23 protein-coding genes are annotated in these 24,459 nt (G+C 64.0%); 7 read left to right on the forward strand and 16 right to left on the reverse strand.

What is annotated here, in order from left to right:
• Positions 1–46: 46 nt before the first annotated feature.
• Entirely contained in the window at positions 47–1,465 is a 1,419-nt protein-coding gene (locus K5R33_RS04740; RefSeq protein WP_220747803.1) for a mannose-1-phosphate guanylyltransferase/mannose-6-phosphate isomerase, read from the reverse strand.
• A gap of 163 nt (positions 1,466–1,628) precedes the next feature.
• Between K5R33_RS04740 and K5R33_RS04745 the strand changes: the two genes are divergently transcribed.
• The gene (locus K5R33_RS04745; RefSeq protein ID WP_220747804.1) at positions 1,629–2,363 is read left to right on the forward strand and encodes a TauD/TfdA dioxygenase family protein; all 735 of its coding nucleotides are present in this window, start codon (positions 1,629–1,631) and stop codon (positions 2,361–2,363) included.
• 7 nt (positions 2,364–2,370) lie between these two features.
• Here K5R33_RS04745 and K5R33_RS04750 read toward each other — a convergent pair whose 3' ends face one another.
• Entirely contained in the window at positions 2,371–2,973 is a 603-nt protein-coding gene (locus tag K5R33_RS04750; RefSeq protein ID WP_220747805.1) for a lytic transglycosylase domain-containing protein, read from the reverse strand.
• A 121-nt stretch (positions 2,974–3,094) separates the two neighbouring features.
• Here K5R33_RS04750 and K5R33_RS04755 point away from each other — a divergent pair, with 121 nt between their 5' ends.
• From K5R33_RS04755 to K5R33_RS04765, 3 genes are all read left to right on the forward strand, one after another.
• Entirely contained in the window at positions 3,095–3,985 is an 891-nt protein-coding gene (locus K5R33_RS04755) for a lysophospholipid acyltransferase family protein (RefSeq protein ID WP_220747806.1), read from the forward strand.
• A gap of 7 nt (positions 3,986–3,992) precedes the next feature.
• On the forward strand, positions 3,993–5,393 hold the full coding sequence (locus tag K5R33_RS04760) for an L-serine ammonia-lyase (protein WP_220747807.1): 1,401 nt from the start codon (positions 3,993–3,995) through the stop codon (positions 5,391–5,393).
• A gap of 377 nt (positions 5,394–5,770) precedes the next feature.
• Positions 5,771–6,103, forward strand: coding sequence for a hypothetical protein (locus K5R33_RS04765; protein ID WP_220747808.1), 333 nt, complete (start codon positions 5,771–5,773; stop codon positions 6,101–6,103).
• Between the two features lie 88 nt (positions 6,104–6,191).
• Here K5R33_RS04765 and K5R33_RS04770 read toward each other — a convergent pair whose 3' ends face one another.
• The 14 genes from K5R33_RS04770 to pedA1 all read right to left on the reverse strand — a co-directional run bounded on the left by K5R33_RS04770 (position 6,192) and on the right by pedA1 (position 22,001).
• A complete protein-coding gene (locus K5R33_RS04770) occupies positions 6,192–6,743 on the reverse strand; it encodes a class I SAM-dependent methyltransferase (protein ID WP_220747809.1) in 552 nt (183 codons plus the stop codon).
• Between the two features lie 10 nt (positions 6,744–6,753).
• The gene (locus K5R33_RS04775) at positions 6,754–8,292 is read right to left on the reverse strand and encodes a class I SAM-dependent methyltransferase (protein ID WP_220747810.1); all 1,539 of its coding nucleotides are present in this window, start codon (positions 8,290–8,292) and stop codon (positions 6,754–6,756) included.
• Positions 8,292–9,428, reverse strand: coding sequence for a GSCFA domain-containing protein (locus K5R33_RS04780; RefSeq protein ID WP_220747811.1), 1,137 nt, complete (start codon positions 9,426–9,428; stop codon positions 8,292–8,294). Before K5R33_RS04780 ends, K5R33_RS04775 begins: the two co-directional genes overlap by 1 nt.
• Before the next feature lie 23 nt (positions 9,429–9,451).
• Complete coding sequence (locus K5R33_RS04785) at positions 9,452–10,099, reverse strand: FkbM family methyltransferase (protein WP_220747812.1); 648 nt, start codon at positions 10,097–10,099, stop codon at positions 9,452–9,454.
• A gap of 37 nt (positions 10,100–10,136) precedes the next feature.
• Positions 10,137–11,171 (reverse strand): LacI family DNA-binding transcriptional regulator, encoded by a 1,035-nt coding sequence (locus tag K5R33_RS04790; RefSeq protein WP_255576015.1) that lies wholly within the window; start codon positions 11,169–11,171, stop codon positions 10,137–10,139.
• 61 nt (positions 11,172–11,232) lie between these two features.
• Positions 11,233–13,473, reverse strand: a complete 2,241-nt coding sequence (locus K5R33_RS04795) for a hybrid sensor histidine kinase/response regulator (RefSeq protein ID WP_220747813.1) — start codon at positions 13,471–13,473, stop codon at positions 11,233–11,235.
• A 9-nt stretch (positions 13,474–13,482) separates the two neighbouring features.
• Positions 13,483–14,670 carry an FIST N-terminal domain-containing protein gene (locus tag K5R33_RS04800; protein ID WP_220747814.1) on the reverse strand — a complete coding sequence of 396 codons (1,188 nt, stop codon included), beginning with the start codon at positions 14,668–14,670 and terminating at the stop codon, positions 13,483–13,485.
• Positions 14,671–14,741: 71 nt separating this feature from the next.
• Positions 14,742–15,455 carry a response regulator transcription factor gene (locus K5R33_RS04805; protein ID WP_220747815.1) on the reverse strand — a complete coding sequence of 238 codons (714 nt, stop codon included), beginning with the start codon at positions 15,453–15,455 and terminating at the stop codon, positions 14,742–14,744.
• A 125-nt stretch (positions 15,456–15,580) separates the two neighbouring features.
• Positions 15,581–17,380: a PQQ-dependent methanol/ethanol family dehydrogenase gene (locus K5R33_RS04810; RefSeq protein WP_220747816.1), complete on the reverse strand. Its 1,800-nt coding sequence runs from the start codon at positions 17,378–17,380 to the stop codon at positions 15,581–15,583.
• A 423-nt stretch (positions 17,381–17,803) separates the two neighbouring features.
• Positions 17,804–18,592, reverse strand: coding sequence for a lanthanide ABC transporter permease protein PedC (gene pedC / locus K5R33_RS04815; protein WP_220747817.1), 789 nt, complete (start codon positions 18,590–18,592; stop codon positions 17,804–17,806).
• On the reverse strand, positions 18,589–19,302 hold the full coding sequence (pedB, locus tag K5R33_RS04820) for a lanthanide ABC transporter ATP-binding protein PedB/LutE (RefSeq protein WP_220747818.1): 714 nt from the start codon (positions 19,300–19,302) through the stop codon (positions 18,589–18,591). The genes pedC and pedB overlap by 4 nt, the downstream gene beginning before the upstream one ends.
• 9 nt (positions 19,303–19,311) lie before the next feature.
• Positions 19,312–19,764 (reverse strand): cupredoxin domain-containing protein, encoded by a 453-nt coding sequence (locus tag K5R33_RS04825; protein ID WP_220747819.1) that lies wholly within the window; start codon positions 19,762–19,764, stop codon positions 19,312–19,314.
• 100 nt (positions 19,765–19,864) lie between these two features.
• Positions 19,865–20,824: a YVTN family beta-propeller repeat protein gene (locus K5R33_RS04830; protein WP_220747891.1), complete on the reverse strand. Its 960-nt coding sequence runs from the start codon at positions 20,822–20,824 to the stop codon at positions 19,865–19,867.
• A 13-nt stretch (positions 20,825–20,837) separates the two neighbouring features.
• Entirely contained in the window at positions 20,838–22,001 is a 1,164-nt protein-coding gene (pedA1, locus tag K5R33_RS04835) for a lanthanide ABC transporter ABC transporter substrate-binding protein PedA1 (RefSeq protein ID WP_220747820.1), read from the reverse strand.
• A gap of 157 nt (positions 22,002–22,158) precedes the next feature.
• On the opposite strand from pedA1, the gene pedF reads away from it, so the two are divergent.
• Genes pedF through K5R33_RS04850 form a run of 3 tightly spaced genes read left to right on the forward strand, consistent with a single transcriptional unit; the run spans position 22,159 to position 24,366 of the window.
• The gene (pedF, locus tag K5R33_RS04840) at positions 22,159–22,836 is read left to right on the forward strand and encodes a cytochrome c-550 PedF (RefSeq protein WP_220747821.1); all 678 of its coding nucleotides are present in this window, start codon (positions 22,159–22,161) and stop codon (positions 22,834–22,836) included.
• Positions 22,833–23,762 (forward strand): substrate-binding periplasmic protein, encoded by a 930-nt coding sequence (locus tag K5R33_RS04845; protein WP_373314130.1) that lies wholly within the window; start codon positions 22,833–22,835, stop codon positions 23,760–23,762. The genes pedF and K5R33_RS04845 overlap by 4 nt, the downstream gene beginning before the upstream one ends.
• A gap of 46 nt (positions 23,763–23,808) precedes the next feature.
• Positions 23,809–24,366 carry an SRPBCC family protein gene (locus K5R33_RS04850; protein ID WP_220747822.1) on the forward strand — a complete coding sequence of 186 codons (558 nt, stop codon included), beginning with the start codon at positions 23,809–23,811 and terminating at the stop codon, positions 24,364–24,366.
• Positions 24,367–24,459 lie beyond the last annotated feature (93 nt).

A 24,459-nucleotide genomic window follows, 5' to 3' on the forward strand; every position in this document is an offset into this window, starting at 1 on the left:
GACGGATCGCCCACGAGGGCGCGACGCGCCAACCCGCACGCATGACTTAGCTGCGCGCGTAGACGTCTTCGTAGCGAATGATGTCGTCTTCGCCGAGGTAGCTGCCGGTCTGGACCTCGATCAGGACCATGTCGACTTTGCCGGGGTTTTCCATTCGGTGGACGGCGCCCAGGGGGATGTAGACCGATTGGTTTTCCGTCACCAGGCGCACCTCATCGTCCACGGTGACCTTGGCCGTGCCCTGGACCACGATCCAATGCTCGGACCTGTGGTGGTGGCTCTGCAGGCTGAGGGCCGCGCCGGGGTGGACGTGGATCCGCTTGACCTGGAAGCGGTCGCCGACGACCAGGCTTTCGAACCACCCCCAGGGGCGGTGGTCGCGGGGAAATTCGGTCGCCTGTTGGGCCGACTTGGCCTTGAGCGCGGTGACGGCCTCTTTGACTCGCTGCGCCTGGGATTTGGGCGCCACCAGCACGGCGTCGCGGGTGGCCACGGCGACCATGTCGGTCAGGCCGATGCCCACGACCTCCAGGCCTTCGGTTTCCGAGCGCAGCAGCGTGTCGGTGCAATCGATGGCCGTGGCCCTCTCCGAGGTGACGTTGCCCGCGCCGTCGGGGCCCATCTCGCGCCAGACGGCATCCCAACCGCCCAGGTCGGACCAGCCTGCGTCGAGCGGCATGACCTCCAGGGCGGAGGCTTTCTCCATGATGGCATAGTCGATCGAGATATCCTCGACCCCCGCCCAAGCGGCTGGGTCCAGGCGGACGAAGCCCAGGTCCCGCGTGGCGCCCGACAGCGCGGCCGAGACGGCCTCGACCATGGCGGGCGCATGTGTGCGGTAGGCGTGCAGGATGGCGCGGACGGAGAACAGGAACAGACCCGCATTCCACAGGAAACCACCATCGGCCAGCATCTCGGCAGCGCGGTCCCCATCGGGTTTCTCGACGAAGCCACGCAGGGGATGTGGGGCGGCGCCGCTGGTGTCTGCCAGTTCGAGATATCCGTACCCGGTTTCGGGCCGGTCAGGGGTGATCCCAAACAGAACAAGCTGCCCGGCTTCGGCGCGGGGCAAAGCCCCCGCAACCGCCGCGTGGAAGGCCTCTGTGTCCGGGATCACATGATCCGAGGGCGCCACAAGCATCAGCCGGTCGGGGTCCTGATTTTCCAACCAAAGCGCGGCGGCCAGCACGGCGGGGGCGGTGTTTCGGCCCTCGGGTTCGATCACGATGGCGGCTGGGTCGCGCTGGATGGCAGCCAACTGCTCGGTCACGATGAAGCGGAACGGGTCGCCGGTCAGGATGACAGGCGCGGCAAATCCCTCACCCGAAAGGCGACGGGCCGAGATCTGGAAAAGGCTCTCGTCGCCGGTCAGTTGGGCGAACTGCTTGGGGTACGACTTGCGCGACAAAGGCCACAAACGCGTGCCAGACCCACCGCAGAGGATCACGGGAGAAATAAGGGACATGGAAACCGATCCTGCCAAGACGGAAATGCTTTGACCCCTGTATGCCCAGGACACGGGGGCGAAACCAAGACGAAAGCGTGGAAACGCGTCCGGGCAGATTGCGTCACAGCCGCTTTACCTTTGCCGAGAGCGCCCCACATCCCCGGATCGACAGGAGGCTATCATGACAGCAGACACCATGCCGATCTCTCGCGTTGTGGCCGATCCCGCCACCGTCCGCACCGCCGCCGCGCAGGAGGGAGTCGTTGCCGTCCATGATGGCCCCACGGACCCAAAGGCGTTCACCGCCTTCCTCGAGGCGATGGGTCCGTTGATGTTCACCGAGGGCGAAACGCCCGTGGCAGAGGCCCCTGACCTGAATATCGTGACCAACGCGGGTCGCAGCCGACCGCCCCGCAGCGTTTTCCATTCGGACACGACCTATGTGGCGGAGCCGCCATGGCTGTCGGGCCTCATGGCGGTAGAGGTGCCGACGTCCGGCGGGGCCACGCTCTTTACGGATCAATATGCCGTCCTGGACCGGCTAGACCCGGATCTGCGAACACGGTTGGAGGGCGCGCGGATGCTCCATGGTCCCACCGATGTGCCCGAGACGGAGGCCACCTGGCATCCCCTGTTGCCCCGCAATCCCGTCACGAATCGACCCGCGCTTTACTTGACGGCGCGCGCCCGCTGCCGTCGGCTGGAACTGGCCGATGGAACAGATGCCAGCGACCTTATCGATATGCTGTTGGCCGTCTCCACCGACCCGAACCATCTGCGCCGACACGCCTGGGCGCCCGGTGACGTGGTGGTTTGGGACAACCGATGCACCCTGCACGCCGCCGATCACAGCGCCGTGGTGGGGACGCGCACGCTCTACCGTGGGTTGGTGCGTGGTTCGGCCCCCGTGGCTTAAGCGCGGGTTAGGTACAGACGTCGCGCCCCAGAATGCGCACGAGGCCCGTGGCCGGGCTGCAGGCTGGCTCAGGCTCCGGCGGCAGCAGACGACCTTGGTCATCGATGGGCGGCATCTCGGCCTCACCCCGATCGTAGCGCTGCCAAAGCTCCCCGCGCAGGCCGGTTTCGCGCAGCAGCCCCCTGCGCTTTGCTTCGAAGTAGAAACCGCGCGCGTACCACATCATCGCTTCGTGTTCATCGCCATCAGCCACCATCCACGCCCCGCGCAGGTAACGCGTCGAGTATTTCAGGGCCGTATCCGCATCCAGCAACTGGCGTGGGTGACCGACCATGCCCATGTTACGGGCGGTCGCGGGCAAGATCTGCATCATCCCCCAATAGGGACCGTTCCGCGCACCCGGTCTGTAGTCGCTTTCCCGCTGGATCACGCGATGGAGCAAGCTCCGCGGGATATCGTAGTGATCGGCCCACTTATTGACCAAACTGCGGACTTCCGCCGTCTCACCGGGGTAGAGCGCCGGTTCCGCCGAGGCGGGCGGTGCCACAGGCTGCGGGTCGGAGCCGCAAGCGGCCAGCAAAAAGACCAGTGGCAAAAGGAAACGCAACATCGGGCACCTCTCGGATTCGGACGCACCTGCCTACCCGGAATTGGGGCCGGGCGCCAAGTCCCCCGGGCTGTCGCACCAAGCCCCTTGCAACGTCGCGCCGGTTAGGTCACCCACGACCCCCGTGAGACCTGTCTTTTATTGGATCCAAGCCGTCGCCCTGCGCGCGCTGCTGATGGGCGTCGCGCTCTTTCCGCTGTCGGTTAGGCGACGGGTCGTGGGAACCGTGACCGAATGGATCGTCCGGATCAGCCCCCTCAGGCGGCGCGCCGAGTCGAACCTATCCTTGATCTGGCCGGACATGGCGCCAGCGGATCGCGCGCGGCTCACCGGGCAGGTCGCGCGCAACGCGGGGCGCACCTTGACCGGTATCTGGTTCAACCGTGACCTGGCGCGCGAAGCCCAGGCCTTAACGCCAGAGGGCTCGGGGCTGGCCGCATTGACAGCGGCCAAAGCCGCCGGACGCGGCGCGATCATCGTCAGTGGCCATTTCGGCCAATGGGAAATGATCCGCCATGTGTTGAAGCGTGAGGGGTTGGAGACGGGTGCGCTCTATCGGCCAAACAACAACCCGTATTATGAGCCGATCTTTCGAGCAGGAATCGAATTGGGCGGACAGCCGATCATTCCCAAAGGCGCGCCGGGGATGCGCGCCATGCTCAAGCACCTGAAGTCTGGCGGCTTTGTCGCGCTGCTGCCCGATCAATATGTGGGCGATGGGCCATTCATCGACTTCCTGGGCGCGCCGGCGGCGACGTCGCTGTCGCCAGCCGAACTGGCCCTGCGCTACGACGTCCCCTTGGTACCGGCCTTCGCCCCGTGGGAGGACGGCGCCCCACGGATCGTGATCGAAGCCCCGATCCCGCCGAGTGACCCGCTCACCATGATGACCGCCTTCAATGCGCGCCTGGCGTCGTGGGTCGAACGTCATCCGTCGCAATGGCACTGGCTGCACAAACGGTGGAAGTACTACCCTGAAAACGCGGCGGCACGGGATGCGGCCCTGCATCGATGAGGCGCCCTTGTTTCTGAGCATCTTCGACATCTTCAAACCGGGGATTGGTCCCTCTTCCTCCCATACGATGGGTCCCATGGTCGCTGCTGTGCGGTTCCTGGATGCGCTGCGCGGTGGGGCGGAGCCGGAGCCTGGCGCGGGGCCGCCCGCGCGTCTGGAGGTGACGCTGCACGGCTCCCTGGCCTTCACCGGCAAGGGACACGCGACGGATCGGGCCGTCTGCTTGGGCCTGTTGGGCTTCCATCCGGCAACCATCGACATCGACGCGGGCGAGGCCGCCCTGCTGCGGCTACAGACCGAGGCGCGCGTGACACCAGAGGGTTTGCCGCCAATGGCGTTCTCCCCAGAGGCGGGTGTTCGGTTTGACTACGACACCCCCTTGCCCGGCCATGCCAATGGAATGGTGCTTCGGGCGTTCGATGGGGCGGACAATCTGCATATGCAGGAGACCTATTACTCCGTCGGCGGTGGCTTCGTCGTCACCGCGCGCGAGCTTCAAGACCCCCCGCCGCTCCACGATGCAAAGGAGGCCCGAGGCTTCCCCTTTCCCTTCGGCAGTGCCCAGGAAATGCTTGAGATGGGGGCCGCGTCCGGACTGAGCATCGCCCAGATGAAATGGCGCAACGAATGCCAGCTGACGCCGGAACGAGATCTCGGCGCGCGGATCGACGGGATCTGGTCCGCCATGGACGGCTGCATTGATCGGGGGCTGTCGCAGGACGGCATTTTGCCAGGCGGTTTGTCCGTCAAGCGGCGCGCCCGGCACATCCACGATCAGTTGAAGGCGGAATCCGGTCTGAACCTCGCACAGCCCCACGTTGTGAACGATTGGCTGTCGGTCTACGCCATGGCCGTCAACGAAGAGAACGCAGCCGGTGGGCGCGTGGTCACATCGCCCACCAATGGCGCCGCTGGTGTCGTCCCCGCGGTCATCCGGTACTACCGCGACCACTGCGTTGGGGCGACCCCGGACGGGATCCGCACCTTCCTGCTGACGGCAGCGGCTGTCGGCGGGTTGATCAAGCACAATGCCTCGATCTCGGGCGCGGAAGTCGGCTGCCAGGGGGAGGTCGGGTCGGCCTCAGCCATGGCAGCCGCCGGACTCTGCGCGGCCTTGGGGGGCACCAATGCGCAAATAGAGAACGCTGCTGAGATCGCATTGGAGCATCATCTCGGCATGACCTGCGACCCCGCCGGTGGCCTCGTGCAAGTCCCTTGCATCGAGCGGAACGGGCTTGGGGCGATCAAGGCAGTGTCGGCGGCCTCCTTGTCGCTGCGGGGGGATGGGACGCACTTCATGCCCTTGGATAACTGTATCGAGGCCATGCGCCAAACGGGTCGCGACATGTCGGACAAATACAAGGAAACCTCCCTCGGGGGGCTTGCGGTGAACTTGCCGGAGTGCTGACGGGCGCCTCCTTTGGTGTAGAGGGGGCTCTGCCCCCGCCCTGCGGGCCCCCCGGAGTATTTTTGCCGAGAAGAAGCTGGGGCGGGGTGGTTGTTGCTCGGGGTGGGGGGCGGCTGGGGTGCGGGTTTCGTGTCGGATTTTAGGGGAATTGTCGCGGTTTGGTGAGCTGCCGTCGCGCGCCCGTGAGGGCCGTGCGGTTGGGGGATATGTCTGTGCGTGGGTGCACGTTTATCGCGCCATCCTCACGCGTCCGTTTGTTGAATGTCAGGCCACGCTCCCGCATATCCATCCCATCAGCAGGGCAACAGCCCAGCACACCGCAACCCACGCAGGCCCGCCGCAACGCTAACTGGGCCACTCACATAAGGACTAACACTATGAAAACGCTCATCCTCTCCGCCATCGTCGCCGCCGCTTCCATCGCCGGAGCCGCCTCCGCCCAAGTGCCCGCAGGCGCCGCCGGGGCCATCGCTCACTTCAACCAGGACATCGACCGCGCCAACGAACGCTCGCGGCTGCCCAGCGGCGATGCGACCGTCACCGTCTCGACCCGGTCCGGCTCGCTCGGTGAGGCCTTCGCGATCTTCAACGCGACCGAGGACAACGCCAACGACCGGCGCGGGCTGAACGGCGCCACCGTCGTCGGCAAGAACGCCATCGCGACGGACATCTTCGCCCGCTTCGCCGAGGAGAGCCGCGACGACGACTGATCCGCAGCTCGCCATCACTCACAGTCCCAAGCCGTCCCAATCCATTTGGGGCGGCTTTTGCGTGTCAGCGACCGGGACAGAAGGCTCCCTAGGCTTGCAGGCGAATGATGTATTGCTGACCCATCACTTCCAGCGTGGCCCCGTCGCCCAGCTTTTCGACCGTCTTGGCCACCGCCGCTTTGACGGGCGTCCCCTCCCCATCGCTCCAGTGGTAATCGTCGCCTGCGATCACCCCACCTGGCCTGACCTTTTTGGTGGCCAAGGCAAGGTCCATGCCGACAAAAGGCTCATTGTGGTTGCCGTCGATATAGATCCAATCAAGTGACCCATCTTCCATCTCGACCAGGGCCTCGGCAGAGGTGGCGCGGTGCAGGTGCACGCGATCATCAGCCGCAAATTTCTCGGCGACCATCTCATGCATGGCAGGCATCCGCTCGGCGTTCTTTTTACGACCGAAGCCGGTGTTGTTGAAACGCGGATCGTATTCCCAGGGGTCGATCAAATGGAGGGCCTTGGGGGTGCAGACCTCCAGGATGACCTCGGAAAACCGGCCTTCCCAGACCCCGACCTCGGCGCCGACGCCGTTCTTGGGCAGGGCGTCCAGCATCTTGCGGCGGGTCTCGTCTCTCTTTCCGGCCATCTCGTCTCCTTCACGCGGCGGAGGCGCCACGATTGTCTTGGCTCAGCGCATCCCAAAGGGCGCGGTAGCGGTCATCTTCCATCAGTTTGGCGAATTGGTCCCGATGCCAAGCGACACCCTGTTTGTGCAGTTGACGCGTGCGCCTATCGGCGCGCAGGGCGGCAAGCGCCTGCGGGAAACCCGGCGCACCTTCGACCAAAGAGCGGTCGTTACCGCCTGCCATGTTCCACTTGTCCCAATAGTCCTGCCCCAGGTCCTCACCAATATGGTTGGCGCGACCACGGTTCTTTTTGAGAATATACGCCTCCAGGGAGCGGAGCGGGTAATGGTGCATATAGGCGGCGTCCCCGCAGCCATCCCAGCGCATGGTCCAGCGCTGGCCTGTGTTCATCTCAGACGAAATATCCTCGCCCGAAGGGCTCCGCCAGACGACCCTGTCTTGCCACTCTTCGCGTACGCGGGGGCGATGCAGTCCGAAGTGGTACATGGCCTCGGGCCGGCGGAACAGGGTCTTCACGTCCCGATGCCGGCGCCCGCCGCGTCGGGGCGCGGGCTCGCAGGACGTGAATTGCTGCGTCAGGGGGCGATCCTCGAAGGACTGGACGCCTCCGTTACCGAAGACCTTCCAAGGAAAGCTGACCACATCGGTGTCTGGGCCAAGCTGCGCGATCAGCCCCTGGATCGTGCCATCGGCGGCGGGGATGTTGATGAACTCATCCACATCGGCGATTAGCATATAGTTGGCCTTGTGCCGCAACACGTGGTCCCGCGCCCATTTCAGCGCCGATTTATGGGGCCCGCGCTTCAGCACGGTATTCACCTGGTGGGTTAACAGCCCCCGCTCGGCGAGCCGATCCAACAGCGGGTCGGTCGTATCGTCACAATCGTTCGTATAGATCAGAAAGTCGGTGAACCCGATGGCCTGGTGATGGGCGAGCCATTCCAGAATGTAGGGCGCCTCGTTCTTCATCGTGGAGATGATGAGGTAGCGCGTGTCGTCCGGGCGCGGGGCAAGAGTCACGTGGTCCGGCAAGGTCACCGCCCAAAATTGACCGGCGCGCGTGACCTCGGCGCCCGGCAGGCGTGCGGCGAGGTCGGCAACGGCGGCCTGTACCGGATGGCCAAGTTCCGTGCCCCAGAACCAGCCTGCTCCGGCGATCACGCCACCGGGACGCACCACGCGGGCGGCCTGCTCCAGATCGGCGAGGATCATGTCGTAGTGCTTGTTGCCGTCCAGAAAGATCCAGTCGAGCGCCCCAGACGACAGGCCGGGCAACACCGTGCCGGAGGGGTGGCGCAGGATATGGGCGTCGGGATAGGCAGCGCGGATGGCGTCGGCGTCGGCGTCCCGCTCAGATTGTGGCGCTTGATACGCGAAGGGACGACGGTCCTGTTCCGCATCCTCGGCCCAGGGGTCGATCAGCACCAAGGCCGAAGGCGCCGCGACCTCGACCAGACCCGCTGTCCACTGGCCCGCATGGGTCCCGACCTCGGCGCCGCGCGCGCCCTTGGGCAAGCGGTCAAAGATCTTGCGGGCATTTTCGCGCATCAGGTTTTCACCAGCGTGGCCAGACGCTCTACCTGGGCCCGGATGGCCGCCTCCGCCTCTGGGTGGCGGGCGATCTTGCGTTTGGAGAGGATGCGCTGCAGCGCTTGCAGGCTGTCGTCGCGCACGGCCCCCTCCAGGCGATCGGACACCATGCCAGCGGCGGATAGCGCGGCGATCCAATGGCGCAACATCTCCTCGTCGGTGGGCTGCTTTTCGCACCAGACCTGTTCGAACAGCATCATGATGAAGTCGAGTACGGCACGCGGCAGATGCCTGCGGTCCTGCTTGAAGGGCGAATGGAAAACGTCCGTGACGATCTCATAGCTGGGCCAGTAGTGGAGGTAGCCTTCGTCTCCCAATTCACGCATCAGCTCATCCAAAGCGACGCGCAGCACGGCCTTGGACACCGAGTTGGCACTGATACAGGACACGGGCCGGAAGGTCGCAATCAGGGGCACGGGCGAGAGGGTCGTGATGATCTTGGCATCGGGGCGATGCTTGCGGATCAGGTCATAGATCGCGCGGATATTGTCCTTGTTCTCCTCGACCGTGGTGACGCGGAACTTGTGGCGGCTGGGGTCATAGGCGTCCTGGGGGATGGACCGCCAGAACACGCCGCCCGTGACCTCGTCGTACCAGACCTCCGACAGGCCGAAGGTCAGGATGAACAAATCCGTCTTAGAGAAGATGTCCAGGGTCTGGCGTCGGATGTCTTCGTCGTAGCCATAGCTTTCGGCCTGATAGCCGTGCCACAGGTCTTCCTCGAACTTCTTGCCCTCAAAAGCCCATTCGAATTGCTGGCGGATGACGTAGCTGTTGACCATCCCCTCGCCGCATTTAACGACGTATGCATTCGACCCCTGGTCCCGCGTCAGGATGTTGTAGTTCCGACCCGCCAGCCAGTTGGAGATATTAGCCGCAAAGCAAGACCCAAACGCCGTGATCTTGGTGTCGGGCGTGACGATCCGCTGAGCCGGGTGCCAGCCCTCGGTCACCCATTTCAGCGCGGCGTCGCATTCGGCCATCTTCTCGAAGTCGGGATTGAAGTTGGTATGCTCACCCCGGAACCACGTGCGGAACACCCCCTCGCGGCGGGTGTGCTGAAAATTGAAGGTCTGGGCCGAGGGCTTGTTCATCGGAGCATCCTTTCACGTCGGCGTCAGAGGTCGCGCGCAATCATGTCGAATCGAGGGCTGTCGGCGGGAACAAACAGGACATCGGACATGCGCGGCGCCCGCGTCAGCCCGCTGAGGAAGGAATGCACCTCAAACCCTTGCGAAGCCATGAATGCGATGACCTCCGAAAACCGATAGCCGCCCGCGAACCGCTTTTTGATCGAGACCTCTGCGATCACAAAGGCGCAGCGGGTCAGGGTCTCGGTCGCGCCTTTCAGAACCTCCAACTCATGCCCCTCCGTATCGATCTTCAGGCCCAGCGGTCCGGCGAGATCCGATGTGACCGTGTCCAGGGTCACGCAGTCGACCTCCACGGCGCGGGTGCCCTCGGCCACGTCCAACCGCGTGTTCACGGACCCGAGGTTCGGATGATCGTCCATCACATTCATCATAATACTGCCGGCCTGGGACGAAACGGCGGCGACCCGCGCGTCATAGCGGAGCCGGTCCCCCCACATGGCCGAGATGCGCGCCGGAAAGGTGGGATCCGGGTCCAACAACAGGAAGTGAGCCTGCGGAAACGCCTCATACAGAAACGGCGTGCCCGACTGGACACCGACGTCGATCACGGTCGCCACGTCAAAGCGGTACTTGCGAAAGTACTTGGCGGTCAGTTTGTCGGGCAAGGCCATCGGCGGCATCCCTCTTGGAAATGCCGCCAAGGCTACCTTAGGTCACTTGATCCGTCGACCTTGGGCGCATCGTCTCTCCGGGCAAGAACGTTGGGACCAATTCGATGCGGCGATCTTCCGTCTCGAAGGTCTGCTCGCCCGTGATGATCCGCGCGGCCAGTTGCCCAGCCTCGCGCCGCCGACTGTCCACGGTGGCCAGTTTGCGCGGCAAGCCGTCAAGCAGGCTGAAGGCGTTGAAACCGGCCAGCCCCAGGTCACCGCCCACATCCAACCCTTGCTCGAGGCAGTAGAGCAACCCACCCGCGCCCGTCAGGTCATTGGTGTAGAATAGAAAGTCCAAATCCGAGACGCGCTTCAACGCATCCGCCGTCATCTCGCGCCCCTTGGCAAAGCCCGACCAGCCAGAATAGGCCATTTGATCGACGATGCCGGTGCCGGATTCGCTGAGCGCCCGTTCCAGCCCCTCGATCCGTTTGCGTGCCCGGTGGTCGCCGTCCATCTTGGTGCCCAGCACGCAGACGCGCTTATAGCCGCGCGCCGCGATCTCGGTGCCAACCTGATAGCCCGCGCGCCAGTGGCTAATACCGACGGCGGCGTCCACCGGGTCCCCGTCCACATCCATGACCTCGATCACCGGCACACCGCAGTTCGCCAGCATGGCACGGCTGGCATCGGTGTGTTCAAGGCCTGCGATGATCACCCCGGAGGGGCGCCAGGACAGCATCTCGAACAGGGTCTTTTCTTCTTTTGCCGGATCGTAGTTCGTGGCGCCGACAACGGGTTGCAGGTCGGTGGCATCCAAGACCTCGGACACACCGGCCAGCATCTCGGGAAAGACCAAGTTCGACAGGCTTGGCACAATCACGGCCACGAGGTTCACCCGGTTCGACGCCAAAGCCCCCGCGATCTTGTTGGGGACGTATCCCAGCATCCGCGCCGCTTCGAGCACCTTTTCGCGCGTCTTCGGCGAGACGTCGCCCCGGTTACGCAGCACCCGACTGACGGTCATTTCGCTGACGCCTGAGGCTTCGGAGACATCGCGAAGGGTCAGGTGCTGATTGCGTCGGGTCAAGGCTGTCTCCGAGTTGTGATGAACGGTCTTAGCGCGCGTGGGCGACCTGAGACAAGCGGCCTCATGATGCGGCGGCCCCCGGAACCGGGGACCCCACGACCGTGGACAGGAACGCGGCGACTTCCTCTGCGGAGAGTGGCTTTTGGATCAGGCGCACCTGGGCCGCCTCGCAGGCCCGTTGCAGGGCAGAGGACCGATCCGCCGAGATCAACCGCGCGGCGACGGGCCCGAATTGCGCCCTCAGATGGTCGATCATTTCCAGACCGTCCATCCCGTCGCCCAACTGATAGTCCACAAGGAAAACATCGGGCGCGATGCCCAGGTCCTCCAGCAACTGCAGCCCAGCCTCCGCATCGGGCGCGTGGATCAGGTCGGCGCCCCAGCCTTCCACCATTAAGGTGATCCCCCGGGCCACCTCCGCATCGTTCTCGACCAAAAACACCACAAGACCCGACAGCGCCGGGCGGGACGCATGGGTTGCCGCGTCGCTGTTGGGCGTGGCGGCGGGACCGGGGCCGCTGACAATCGGGACCGTCACGCCAAATCGGCTGCCGCGCCCCAACTCGGACCGCAGCATCAATCCGTGGCCCAGACTGTCTGCCGCCCGCTCGACAATCGCCAACCCGAGGCCCAGCCCCCCTGCCCCGGATCGGTGGGGCACCAATTGGTGGAATTCGCGGAAGATATCCTTTTGATGCTCCGCCGGGATCCCTGGCCCCTTGTCCACAACCTCGATCCGCGCCTGGCCGTCTTCGCGACGGACACCCACGAGAACGCGGTCGCCATCGGTGTGGCGGATGGCATTCGCCACAAGGTTCTGGATCATCCGCCGCAGCAACACAGGGTCGCTGCAGACGCTCAGAGTGGTGGGCACGAAGGTGAGCGTGATCCCCTTAGTCGCGGCTAGGGGGGTCATTTCCAACGCGAGGCTGCCCAGAATGGCGGACAGCGGCGTGTCTTCGACCGAAAGTTCGACCCGACCCGAGTCCAGTTTGGAGATGTCGAGCAGCGCCTCGATAAACGTCTCGACCGACGCCAGGGCTGCGATAGCCTTGCCCGCGACCTCTCCGATCTCGGCCTCTTCGGTGCGGTCCTCAATGGCCGAGACAAACAGCTTGGCCGCCGACAACGGTTGGAGCAGGTCATGGCTCGCCGCGGCCATGAACCGGGTTTTGGACGCATTGGCACGGCGGGCCTCGTCCAAGGCCGCGCCCAATTCATCGGTGCGGGCCGCCACACGCCGTTCCAGGGTTTCGTTCAAATCCCGCAGGGCGCGCGCGCTGTCCCGCTCCGACGTGACGTCCGTAAAGCTGATGACAAAGCCACCATCGGGCATCTGCTGGGCCGAGACGGTATAGATCCGGTGCGTCCCAGTCTCGGCCCCTTGGAGCACCTCAAACTGCAGATCGCGTCGATGGCCCCGCCGTGCAGCCCAGGCCTTGAGACCCGTCCGGTCCATGTGCCCCGTGAAGGTGAACATATCCGCAAGCCGGTCCAGCAATTGATCGAACCGAGACCCGATTTGCCGCGCGCCCAAGGGCCGCGCAAGGATCGCTTCCATCTGGGCGTTCCAACCCACCAGCTTGCCGTCCCGATCAAAGGTACAGACGCCTTGGGCCAGATGGTCCAGCGTCGCCCGCTCGATCCTGGCGCGCCGGTCAATCAGACGGTCCCGTTCGCGCCGCTCCGACCGGATCACGCGGGTAACGTCCGTCTGCAAGATCACCGTCCCGCCGGAGGTCGTGCGATGTTCCGACACTTGGATCCAGCGGTCCAGAGACAGGCGCACGTTAAAGGTCGTATGGCTGTCGGCATGGCGCAACAACCGACGCGCGCGCCATTCGTTGCGCGTTTGTCCGTCGGGCAATTCCAAAGACTGGCTGCGGCTGACCAAATCAACATAGTCCGCGAACAACAGCCCAGGGCGCAAGCGCCCAGCCACGTCACCCAGATCCGTACAGAACCGGCTGTTGTTCAGCACGAGCCTGTCGTCGGCATCGAACAGCGCGAACCCTTCCTCGACCGTTTCGATGGCCTCGGCCAAGTTCGACTGGGCGGCCTGGGCCTCTTCGATGCTTTCGGCCAAGCGCGCGTTGGACTCGTGCAGCAGATCCAGCGTCCGCTCCAGGTCGGCGGTCCGTTGGCGAACCTCCCCCTCAAGTCGGGCGGCGCGCTCAAACTGGGCGTAGGCCAGGTTGGAGTGATCGGGGCTCTGTTCCACCCGACGCATCAGGGATTCTGCAATGCGCAACAGCTTCGCTGTCTGACGCTCCGGCGTGTCGGACGGGTCGATCAGGGTCATCAGATCAGGTCAATCCCCCGGCGGGAAGAGAACGACGCCCGTCATCGTCTGATTGAGGTGGAGCGGACCGATCTGTTCGCCGTAAGTCGAAAAGCCCGTCACGCCATACCGTGATAGCACGTCCGAGATGTCGCGCCCATACTGACCCTGCTCGGCGGCAACACGTCGCAACAGGCAATCGCAGGCCAAGATCCCGGTCGCCGCCCCACCATTGGTCAACCGATCCAGCGCTCGGTCCAGGTGGTCCACCATATTGTCCGCTTCTGCGACGGTGAGGACCATGCCCTCCTCAATGGCGGAAAAGAACACCAGTTCACCGTCGCGATTGACCCGTTGGATGGCGCGGACATGGTGGGTTTCGCCCAGACGGACGGTCACGGGATGGGCGGCAAAGATGAACTCATCCAGCTGGTCGGGGTCTTTGCCGATGATGCGGGCGTATTCTCGGCCCGCGACCTCTGCATTGATCTCTTTCACGATGCGGCGATCTGGATCGGCGGCGGTGACGACCATCCGCGTGTCCGTGGGGCGCAGATTGTCCAGGCTGAACACCTTCACGGCATGGTCCGTCTGCACCAGGGTCACGATGGCGGCGTCTGACAAGACCCGCCCATCAAGCGCCACGCAGGTCCGCTCAAACGCGGTCCCGTCCCCCGCAGACCCGCCAAAAAGCGGGGTTTGCCCCAAGGCGGGGCCCAGGGCACCCACCAAGACGTCTTCGCGCAGGCTCAGCCCATCGACCATAAGAAACGCAAAACTATTGGGCTTGCCCGGATTGCGCTCTGCCAGGGCGATGCGGGCGGCGATCACCTGGTCCGCGATCTGCTGCTGATCCAATTGATCCAGACCCTCGATCAGAACGGATGTGCTGGCAAAGCTACGCTCTGGCAGGGCCGCGACAATCAGGCGGCCTTCGGTATAGCCAGCCACGCCGATCTCACCGGCGGTGCTGCATCCGGCGATGGGCACCGAGGGCATGCGCCGCGTCAGATCGTCGATCAAAGGCTGCAATGGGATGGAGGGCGCGGCGAACAGAAACACCTGCGCCCAGGTTTGCGTTTTCAACCGGGCTGCCACTTGCGGCGCGAGGGGACCGTCCAGGGCCGACAGGTCTAACGTGACAAAGGCAGGCTCAGGCGCACCCGACACAGCCGTCGAATGCACCGACAGATCCGCTGCCGCGTGCAAGGTTCCCATTGCAATCCTCCCAGCCGAAAGGATTGCAGGCAGCGGACAGGTGATGCAAGTCCGACGGAGGTCGGAGGACCTTAGGTCGCGTTCGGCGGAAAGCGCGCGTCCTTAGCCACAAGGACCGCCTGGGTCCGGCTGCGCACGCCCAGCTTGCGCATGATGGCCGTGACATGGGCCTTTACCGTCGTCTCAGCGATCGACAGCTCATAGGCGATTTGCTTGTTGAGCTTCCCGTCACAGATCAGATCCAGGATCCGCCCCTGTTGCGGCGTGAGGGTGGCCAGGCGGCTGACGGCATCATGCCGGTCCTCGCTCGCGTCACCGGCGCTTTCGACGAAGGTGCCCGGCAGATAGGTCGCGCCCGACTCGATCGCTTCCAGTGCAGCCTTAAAGACCGCACGTGGGGAGTGTTTCGGCACGTAGCCGGAGGCACCGGCCTGCAACGCGCCAGACACCACCTTGTTGTCCGTCATTGACGACACCACGATCACGGGCGCCCCGCCGGCCATCTGCTTAGCGCGCATCAACCCGTCGAACCCGGTGACATCCGGTAGGTTCAGATCAAGGACAACCAGCGCAGGCGCGCTGTCGGCATTGTCCAGCCGGTCCAGGCCATCCTGCAACGTCGATGCCGTCGTCACGTCCCAATCGGGGGCGACGGACCGCAGGGTCATCTCCAGCGCTTCGCAGAACAAGGGGTGATCATCGACCACCAACGCCCAGCCCTTCGCGGTGCGAACCGAGGTTTCAGATTCCGCCGCAAGCGACTGTTGATCAAGATCTGCTGACATAAAATGGATCATAGGCGGGCCACCCAAAGACAACACTTGTCAAAAGGTCTTAGGTCGCCCCAACCCGAAGAAAAGGGCGCGACCGAAGCCGCGCCCCCTATACTTTAGGCGTAGGTCAGACGTGCTTAGTAAGACGTCTTGATGATCGGATTTCCGTCACCATCGATATTGGCCAGCGCCTTCGGCAGTTTGAACGTCCAGAGGGTGCCACCTTGGTTCAGGTAGTTCACCTTGCTGGCGACTTCCCCACCCCAGAGCGGGACAGCCCCGCCCCAACCGGAGATGATCGACACGAACTGTTCGCCGCCCTGTTCCCAGGTGATCGGCTGGCCGACGATGCCGGAGCCGGTCTGGAAGCTCCAGAGCTCTTCGCCGGTCTCGTCGTCATAGGCCACGAACTTGCCCTCAGGCGTGCCCGTGAACACCAGGCCACCGGCGGTGGTCATCACACCACCCCACAGCGGGGCGTCGTTCTTGACTTCCCACACCGTCTCACCGGTGTCGGGGTTGATCGCCTTGAGGCTACCGATGTGGTCTTCGTAGTTGGGCTTGATGGTAAAGCCTGCACCCAAGTAGGCCGCGCCCTGCTTGTAGGTGATCGGCTCGTTCCAGATGTCCATGCCCCATTCGTTGGATGGCACATAGAAGTTGCCGGTCCGCTGCGAGAACGCCATGGGCATCCAGTTCTTGCCACCCAGGAAGGACGGCGAGGCAAAGATCACTTCGCCCTTGTTGCCGTCGGCGGCCGCCGCCGGGTCACCGGGGCGGTTTTCCTCGACAAAGATCGGGCGACCGTTTTCGTCGATTCCTTCGGCCCAGCTGATGTCCTTGACGAAGGGCGTCGCGCTCACGAAGCCGCCATCTTCCGCGTCCAGCACGTAGAAGAAACCGTTCCGGTCCGCCGTAGCGAGGCGCGCGTTGCCGTCGCGGTCATCATAGGCGACGACCTCGTTCACACCATCATAGTCCCAGCCTTCGCGCGGCGTGGTTTGGAAGTGCCACTTGATTTCACCCGTTGCCGGATCCAGGCCGATACGGCTGGCGGCATACAGGTTGTCACCGGCATTGCCCTCAACGGGCGTGCCAGCGTTGCGCAGGTGGCTGTTCCAAGGCGCCGGGTTGCCAGCTCCCATGATGATGGTATCGGTCCGCGCGTCGTATGACCCGCCGAGCCAGGTCGCACCGCCGCCGGTCTTCCACATGTCGCCCGGCCAGGTGGCGTTCAGCGTGCCGGTCATCGTGCTTTCTTCGCCGTTCAGCATCCCCATGTGACCTTCGATCACAGGGCGGTGCCAGACGAGGTCACCGGTGTTTACATCGCGCGCCTGCACGGCACCGACGATCCCGAATTCACCGCCGGAGTTGCCGGTGATGACGAGGCCGTTCACGATCATTGGCGCGGCGGTGTAAGAATACCCAGCCTTGTAGTCGGCGATCTTGTCGCGCCAGACCACATCGCCGGTGTCCTTGTTCAGGGCCACGATCCGCGCGTCCAGCGTGCCGAAGATGACCATGTCGCCGTAGATGGCGGCGCCGCGGTTGACCACGTCACAGCAGGGCAGGATCCCTTCGGGCAAGCGCGCGTCGTACTGCCAAAGCTCTTCGCCCGTTTCCACGTCGATGGCATACATCCGGCTGTAGGAGCCCGTGATGTACATCACGCCATCATGGACGAGGGGCTGAGTCTCTTGACCGCGCTGCTTTTCGCCACCGAGCGAGAAGGCCCATGCCGGCACCAAGTTCGCGACATTGTCCCGGTTGAGCGTGTCCAGGGGCGAATAGCGCTGGAGATGACGGCCCATGCCGTTGGTCAGAACGTCGCCGGTGGTGGCCTGGTCGTTGGCCAGCATCTCATCGGTGACCTCCGCATATGCGAAGCTTGAGGCCATGACCAAAGCGGTCGTGGCAAGAATAAAGCGTTTCATGTGATCCTCCCGTACGATCGTCACCGACGGCGTCCCAGGCACGTCAGGTCGCGGCCACTATCGTGTGAGAGGGCAGGCGGAAGGTATCGGACATTGGTCGTAAGACCCTTGTCCTAAGAGGTTTGCGGCCCGGAAGGTCAATCTACACAGGGTTTTTGGACGACTTGCTCTTGCGATGCCGGTCCTTGCCCTTGGGGAAACTGAACGCCGCTTTAACGGCGCAGCCTCGCTCGTCTATCCACCTCGAATCGAAGGCGATCTCGTGTGTTCCGCGCGGGGACGTATGTCGCTGGGACGCTTCGCGTGACCCGACTGCACCCATGTCCACAGGACGACATGTCAACGGCTCGGCGTCGCCTTTGACGAACCACCTCAGGCGGTCGCCAAAGCGTCGCAACAAACATCCGGCGCCCGGATCCCAGCCTACCGTGCGCGCGTCATGCCCCTAGCGGGATCGTAGCCCCACACGGCCAGCGCGCCAAAGACAGCCAGTGCCAGAAGCGTCCAAAGCAACGCCATCCCATTGAAGTCGCCATAGGCTGCGAAGCGGATCAGCTCCACCGCATGGGTAAACGGATTGAACGCGCAGATGTCATGCAACAGCCGCGATGACTCCGCCATCTTCCACAGCGGGTAGAGCGCGGAGGACAAAAAGAACATCGGAAAGATGACGAAGTTCATAACGCCTGCAAAGTTCTCCAACTGTTTGATAAAGGACGACAAGGCCAGCCCGAGCGCCCCCAGCATCAATCCGGCCAGCACAAGCGCAGGCAGCATCGCAACATAGCCCACAGCAAGCAGTCTTATCCCAAAAACCGCCGCGACCGCGAGAAACACATAGGCTTGCAAAATAGAGATCGCTGTCGACCCGAGCAGCTTTGCGAACAACAACCACCAGCGTGGCAGGGGCGCGGTCAGCAGCACCTTCATGGACCCCATTTCCCGGTCGTAGACCAGGCTGAGCGAGGATTGCATCCCATTGAACAGCAGGATCATCCCCAGAAGACCGGGCACGATGTAGGTCTCATAGGTGATGTAGGTCTGATAGGGCGGCGTGATCGACAGGCCCAGGGCCGCGCGAAAGCCTGCCGCAAAGACCAAAAGCCAGACCAGGGGCCGGACCAGCGCGGCCACGAACCGTTCCCGCTGATGGACGAAGCGCAGGGCTTCGCGGGCGATGATCGCAAACAAGGCCGTTAGCGCGCCGGTCATGCGGGCGTGCTCGTCATGGTGAGGAAGGTTTCGGCGAGTGGCCGGTTGCCGGTCACATCGGTCGCCGGGCCGTCGGCCAGGACCCGCCCCCGGTGCAGCACCAGCAGATGATCGTCAGCCGCAACCTCATCGGTCAGATGGGTGGCCCAAAGGACGGCCATGCCATCGCGGGCCAAATCGTGGACGTGATCGGTGATGCCCCGCCGCGCGGCGGCGTCCAAACCCACGGTCGGCTCATCCAGCAACAGAACTTGGGGGTTGTGCAACAATGCGCGGGCAATCTCGGTCCGTCTCCGGTGGCCGCCGTTCAGGGCGCGGACCTTCTCACCCGCCCGCTCCGCCATGTTGAGCCGCTCCAACGCGGCGTCGATCCGGGGGCCTGCCGCGCGACCCGAAAGGCCGCGGAGCGCCGCGAAATAGCGCAGGTTCTGGCGCACTGTCAGATCCAGATCCAGCGTCGTTTGTTGGAACACAATCCCCATGGCCGCCAGCGCCGCGCGGGGGGCCCGCGCCATGTCGTGCCCCGCCACTTCGATCCGCCCAGAGCGCGTGGTCAACAGGCCAGAGAGCAACCCGAACAGGGTCGATTTGCCCGCACCATTAGGGCCAAGGAGCGCGGTGAACCTCCCCCGCTCCGCACGAAAGCCGACCCCATCAAGGGCCGGCTTCGCGCCATAGGCATAGGAGACCCCGTCAACATGCAGGGTCATCGCGTGGGCCTATTCAATCGTGATCTCCACCCGCTGGGTTTCACCGGTCGATCCGGGGATCTTCAGATAATAGCTGCCGGGTTTGATCGCGACAAAGCCGATTTCCATCTCACCGGCCTCGTCGAATTCGATGGAATCGACGCCCAGGGGACGAATTTCCAGCCCCTCAACGACAATTTCATCGATCCAGATGGCACGGAAGAACTCGGGCCCGACCAGCGCCAATTCCTGGCTGCCGTCGCCTTGGATTTCGAACTCATAGTATTTGCCCGACTCCAGAACCCAAGGGGCGGTCGTCAAGGGGATGCCGGCGCCCAGTTGGATCGGCTCCAGGTCTTCTTTGTTCGAGGCCGACAGGATGCCCGCAAGGCCGAAGCCGTCGTCATCATCGTCGTCGTCATCCGCCATGGCGGGAAGGGCGAGCGCGGCCATGGCGGCAATGGTGGCAAGGGTTCTGATCATCGTTGTCTCCGGTCTGGTTGAATGAATGCGGGGGGATCCCCGGCTTGAAAGATGGCGGCACTGGCACCCGGACGGGGATCCCCCCGCCCGGGACCAGGCGTCAGTTGGTCGGGCGGAAGGCCGCGCCCCAAGGGAAGCGTCCGACCTTGATCGTTTTGATGGCTTCGCGCTTGGCCACATCAATGACCGTCACGTCCCCCGACACCCCATTCGTGGTGAAGAGGAGCGAGCGATCCCGGTTGAAATCCATGTGCCAAACGCGGCGACCAACCAGGATGTAGTCCTCGACCTCATAGGTTTCGGCATTGACCACGGCGACGTGGTTCGATGGCCCGAGCGCGACGAAGGCATGGGTGTCGCCCGCCGTGAACTCAAAACCCACGGGCTGCACCCGGTCGGGGTGAACGCCCTGGACCTCGAAGTCGATCTTCGACTTTTCGGCCTGGGTCGCGGCATCAAAGACGGTGATCGTCCCGCCGATCTCTGACGAGACCCACATCTCGGAGCCTTCTTTGACGAACTCCGCATGGCGCGGGCGGCTGTCGACCAGGGTATTAGCGAACAGCTTCTGGCTTTCGGTGTCGATCCAATGGGCCATGTTCGTCGTCTCGGAGGTGGTGATCGCCACCTTGCCGTCGGGCGAAATGGCCATCCCCTCCGGCTCGATCCCCACGTCGATCTGGGCGACGACGGTCCGGGATTCCGTATCCACCACGGTCGTGATCGCGTCGTCTTCGTTCGCGATATAAAGATGCCGGTCGTCGGGGGCCAAAACGAACTGCTCCGGGTCCTCGCCTGATGGCAGGTCATGGAGAACACGACCGGTCTCGGGGTCGATCACCTGCACGCTGTCGTCGTCGGACGCGCAGACATAGAGGACAGAGTAGTCCTTGCTGAAGGTGATCCCACGGGGCCGTTCGCCCACGTCGATGGTTCGGACCACTTCCAGCGTTTCGACATCGATCACGCTGATGGTGTCGTCCTTTTCATTGGACACCCAGATTTCATCGGCGGCAGCAGGCAGTGCGGCGCAGAGCGCCAGCAGGGATGCGCGGAGCATCATGGTCGTCTCCTCAATTGAAAGCGGTACAGGTGGACTCGGGTTCGTCGATCCCGAGAGTGTCGAGTTCCGTCCGCTGGTGCAGGAACCCCTCCAGCGGAGCGAGCGCAACCAAGGCCCTGGGGTGCACCAGCGGGATCGGCTGCCGCAATTGCCCGTTCCAGGCCCGGAAGGTCAGCGGGCGCCCCTTGAATCCGGCCAGTTCAAAGCCATCGCTCAGCAGGAAGTCGCGCAAGACCGCTGGATCGGCGGAGTTGGTGCGCGTGACAGCCTCGCCGATGGCGCGGACGGCGGCCCAGGCGCCGTAGTCCTCGGGCGCCATCTCGCGGCCCGCCGCCTCCTCGAACCGGTTCTGAAGCTGGACGGCGCCCCATTGCTCCACCACGGGCGCCCAAGTGACGGCGGACAGCCCTTCGGATCCCGCGATGGGACGGGCTTCCCAGGTGTTATACAGGATATACCGCCCGAAATCGCCCAACTCGTCGGCCACCAGCAGGGCGTCATAGTCCCCCAAGTCCTGGGTAAACAGCGGCACCTCCTGCGAGGCATTGCGGCGCATATCGGCGTCGAAGACCCAGTCCTTGCGGTCGCCGACGGACAGACCAAACTTGGTCAAAGACCGCTCCAACGCTGACGCATAGGCCATGTCCTGCGGATGGGCACCCGCAATGAGCGGCAGGTCATCCCACCGCTTTTTGACCAGGAACTGGGCCAGGGCATCCGTCCGCATGGCTGTTGAGGGAATCGTGTGCAGCACGTTTGCGCGACACGCATCGCCCCTCAGGGCAACATCGCCCTCGGTTGCATTGAAGATCAGCGCGCCGTCGGCCTCTGGCAGGTCGGCAATGGCCAACAATGCCTCGGTCGGGCCGTCCACGACCAACAAAGGCGTTTCCGCCAAAGCGGCGCGGGCCGCTTCCACGACATCGTCGCCTAAGGGCACGACGGTCTCGGACAAGGTATAGGTCTGTCCCATAAACCGCCCGGTCGTTGCATTGTCATCCAGCGCAACCGCGGCCCCGTCGAGACCCAACCGCTCGGGGCGTGGATCGAGGTTCGACAAGGTTGGCGGCAACTCGCGCTCCACGGCCAAATAGTGCACGGAAACCGTCACTTCGGCAGCGGCTGGCAAAGATAGAAATAGGGCAGCCGTAGCCGCCGCGATGGTGCATCGCATGATCTGATTGTCCTCCCAAAACCGACCTTAAAAGTCGGATTCAAAAAGGGGACCACGACCTTTGTCGCACTCTACCAAGGTTGCGGTCGACCAAGGTCCAATACCCCAAAAGTGACAGCCGCGATTATCTGCCGCCAACACTTGGGAGGAATTTGCGATGACCATTCGGATCGCCACTTTTGCAGCCGTGCTCGCCACCGCCGTCACCGGACAAGCCTTTGGACACGGTGACGTCGCGCCCCAGGCGATGGACGTCTCGACCCTGCCCGCCATTGAAGGCGATTGGCTGACGGAGAACCCCTACCGCGTTGCAGCCGTGGGCGAAGAGGTCTGGGCCGAGGCGGTGCGCATCGGCGCCTCCGGCTACAACCAGAACTGCGCACGGTGCCACGGGCTTGAGTCCATCTCGGGCGGGCTCGCCCCTGACCTTCGGTTCCTCGAAGCCGAGGAATACGGCGACGAGTGGTACGTTGAGCGGTTCCGCGAGGGCTACACCCAGAACGGCATCACCAAGATGCCCGCGTTTGGGGACCTGCTGGGGCAGGAGGCCGCTTGGGCCATCCGCACATACATCGAAACCCGCCCCGACGATCAGGCCATCGAAGAGATCACGCCCGAACTGGCCGCCCTACGTGACGGCCTGTCCGATGGCTCCGCCGATGGATCGGACGCCGCCGCGCGCCTGGCCGAAATCGCCGCTGGCATCGAAACCCTCTCCGGCGCCCCGCTGGCCGACAGCGTCGCGTTCCGCGCAGCCAACGCCTTGACCGCCGACCCGACGGCCACCGCCAAGGCCGCCGAGATCCTGACCATCGGCCTGTCCGCCGCCAAGTGAGCGGACGGCCCCTCCCCCGCCCGCATCCTATCGCGGGCCTCGTCCTGGGCATCGCGCTCGCCTTCACCCTCTCCCCGGGGGCGGCGCTGGCCCAGGACCCATGCGCGGACCACATCCCGCAACCCAAACCCCAAAACGCCAGCCGAGACATCGTGGGCCAGGATCTGGACACGATCATCGACCGTGGTTTCCTGACGATTGCGGTCTACGAAGACTTCCGCCCCTATTCTTGGGAAGAGGCGGGCAAACCCCGTGGCATCGACGTCGATATCGGTAAACTGATCGCCGAAAGCCTGGGCGTTGCGCCCCGGTTCAAGTTCGTCGATGCTGGCGAAACCCTGGACGCGGACCTGCGCAACAACGTCTGGAAGGGCGCGATTGTCGGCGGCGCGGTGTCGAACGTGATGATGCGCGTGCCCTATGATGCACGCTTCGCCTGCAGGGTGGAGCAGGTGGTCTTCACCGGCCAATACACCACCGAGCGGATCGCCATCGGCTTTGACAAGGCCGAGTATCCCGAGGACCCGCCGACACCCCCCTATTTCCGGTTCGATACGGTGGCGGTCGAAAACGACTCCATCGCCGATTTTTACCTATCGTCCTTTCCGGGCGGCCAACTGGTCCAGAACGTGCGTCGCCATCCAAGCATGTACCAAGCGATGCAGGCCCTCGCCGGCGGCGAGACGAAAGCCGCCATGGGCCCGCTGTCCCAGATAGAACATAGCCTCACCGAGGATCTGGACGTCCATACACCCCCCCTGCCCGGTTTCGCGGCAGGGCAATGGACCATCGGGCTGGGCGTCAATTTCCGCTATCGGCCCCTGGCCTATTCGGTGGATGATGCCATCTGGGCTGCCCTGGCCGATGGCCGAATCGCAGACATACACGCCGCCTACGGCGTCACCTTCCACCCGCCGGAGCGCTAGGGCCAAAGGCACGCGCTTCGGCTCCGCTATTCGGAGGAGATAGACCATGGAAATGACCGGAACCCGCACCATCGCGGCCCCGCCCCAGCAGGTGTGGGACGCGCTGCTGAATGCTGAAACGCTGAAGGCCTGCGTGCCCGGCTGCACCGAAATGGCTGGCAATGCCGACGAAGGCTTCACGGCCACCGTCGTGCAAAAGGTCGGGCCGGTGAAGGCCACCTTCAAAGGCGCCGTAACCCTGTCGGACCGCAAACCCGTCGAGAGCCTGACCCTGACCGGTGAAGGCAAGGGTGGGGCCGCGGGCTTCGCCAAGGGCGGGGCCAATGTGACGCTGACGCCCGTCGCAGGTGGCACCGAGTTGTCCTACGAAGTCGACGCCCGTGTGGGCGGCAAGCTGGCCCAGCTCGGCAGCCGCATCGTCGATGCCTTCGCCGCCAAAATGGCCGACCAATTCTTCGAGCGGTTCCAACAAGAAGTCGCCCCCGAAGGCGCCGCCGAACCAGAGGCCGTTGCTGCCGCGCCTGCCGCCGTGGAACCCGCGCCGGATCCGGTGGAGACGCCGAAGAAAAAGGGCTGGTTCCGCCGCCTGTTGGCCGCTGATTGATCGAAACAGGTTTGGGAGGACCGCATGTCTAAAATTTCGCTTACGGTGAATGGAGTTGAGCGTTTTGGCTTGTCGGAGGGTCGGACGTTATTG

Source organism: Jannaschia pagri, from assembly GCF_019655435.1.
GTDB lineage: Bacteria > Pseudomonadota > Alphaproteobacteria > Rhodobacterales > Rhodobacteraceae > Jannaschia > Jannaschia pagri.

Bases quoted from the DNA above. Each gene is read 5' to 3' on its own strand.
- K5R33_RS04805 (WP_220747815.1), bottom strand. From the start codon at position 15,455: ATGTCAGCAGATCTTGATCAACAGTCGCTTGCGGCGGAATCTGAAACC.
- K5R33_RS04825 (WP_220747819.1), bottom strand. From the start codon at position 19,764: ATGATCAGAACCCTTGCCACCATTGCCGCCATGGCCGCGCTCGCCCTT.
- K5R33_RS04745 (WP_220747804.1), top strand. From the start codon at position 1,629: ATGACAGCAGACACCATGCCGATCTCTCGCGTTGTGGCCGATCCCGCC.
- K5R33_RS04770 (WP_220747809.1), bottom strand. From the start codon at position 6,743: ATGGCCGGAAAGAGAGACGAGACCCGCCGCAAGATGCTGGACGCCCTG.
- K5R33_RS04850 (WP_220747822.1), top strand. From the start codon at position 23,809: ATGGAAATGACCGGAACCCGCACCATCGCGGCCCCGCCCCAGCAGGTG.
- K5R33_RS04775 (WP_220747810.1), bottom strand. From the start codon at position 8,292: ATGCGCGAAAATGCCCGCAAGATCTTTGACCGCTTGCCCAAGGGCGCG.
- K5R33_RS04750 (WP_220747805.1), bottom strand. From the start codon at position 2,973: ATGTTGCGTTTCCTTTTGCCACTGGTCTTTTTGCTGGCCGCTTGCGGC.
- K5R33_RS04765 (WP_220747808.1), top strand. From the start codon at position 5,771: ATGAAAACGCTCATCCTCTCCGCCATCGTCGCCGCCGCTTCCATCGCC.
- pedC (WP_220747817.1), bottom strand. From the start codon at position 18,592: ATGACCGGCGCGCTAACGGCCTTGTTTGCGATCATCGCCCGCGAAGCC.
- K5R33_RS04800 (WP_220747814.1), bottom strand. From the start codon at position 14,670: ATGGGAACCTTGCACGCGGCAGCGGATCTGTCGGTGCATTCGACGGCT.
- K5R33_RS04830 (WP_220747891.1), bottom strand. From the start codon at position 20,824: ATGCTCCGCGCATCCCTGCTGGCGCTCTGCGCCGCACTGCCTGCTGCC.
- K5R33_RS04810 (WP_220747816.1), bottom strand. From the start codon at position 17,380: ATGAAACGCTTTATTCTTGCCACGACCGCTTTGGTCATGGCCTCAAGC.
- K5R33_RS04780 (WP_220747811.1), bottom strand. From the start codon at position 9,428: ATGAACAAGCCCTCGGCCCAGACCTTCAATTTTCAGCACACCCGCCGC.
- pedB (WP_220747818.1), bottom strand. From the start codon at position 19,302: ATGACCCTGCATGTTGACGGGGTCTCCTATGCCTATGGCGCGAAGCCG.
- pedA1 (WP_220747820.1), bottom strand. From the start codon at position 22,001: ATGCGATGCACCATCGCGGCGGCTACGGCTGCCCTATTTCTATCTTTG.
- K5R33_RS04795 (WP_220747813.1), bottom strand. From the start codon at position 13,473: ATGACCCTGATCGACCCGTCCGACACGCCGGAGCGTCAGACAGCGAAG.
- K5R33_RS04785 (WP_220747812.1), bottom strand. From the start codon at position 10,099: ATGGCCTTGCCCGACAAACTGACCGCCAAGTACTTTCGCAAGTACCGC.
- pedF (WP_220747821.1), top strand. From the start codon at position 22,159: ATGACCATTCGGATCGCCACTTTTGCAGCCGTGCTCGCCACCGCCGTC.
- K5R33_RS04740 (WP_220747803.1), bottom strand. From the start codon at position 1,465: ATGTCCCTTATTTCTCCCGTGATCCTCTGCGGTGGGTCTGGCACGCGT.